Source organism: Bacillus cereus group sp. N14 (assembly GCF_016483555.1).
GTDB lineage: Bacteria > Bacillota > Bacilli > Bacillales > Bacillaceae_G > Bacillus_A > Bacillus_A wiedmannii.
The window spans coordinates 1-262 of the sequence record NZ_JAEHBQ010000094.1 but is presented as its reverse complement, the minus strand read 5'-3'; the positions used below and the strand labels follow the sequence as shown (position 1 = coordinate 262).

The window sequence follows — 262 nt, the reverse complement described above, 5'->3', positions numbered from 1 at the left end:
CCACCCTATCCCCCACCACAACACCCCTCAGAACCAATACCTCCCACTGCACCTCCCGCACCTACTGCACCCCCTCCAACAACTCGCCCACCACCCCCTACACGCCCAACAGGCCCGACTGGACCGACTGGCCTAACTGGACCGACTGGAAAGTCTGGGATTACAGGACCTACTGGGTCGTATGGGCTTACTTGATATGAAGGAGAGACAGTTAATACGGTTGGTGCTGGGGTTGCTGGGGAAAGAGGTCAATGTGATTAGT

General features: G+C 56.9%; 1 protein-coding gene. It reads left to right on the top strand.

Translation table 11 applies throughout. The features are described from left to right. Positions 1–195: hypothetical protein (locus tag JDS82_RS29220; RefSeq protein WP_199714337.1), on the top strand; the 195-nt coding region annotated here is incomplete at its 5' end. Positions 196–262: the final 67 nt, after the last annotated feature.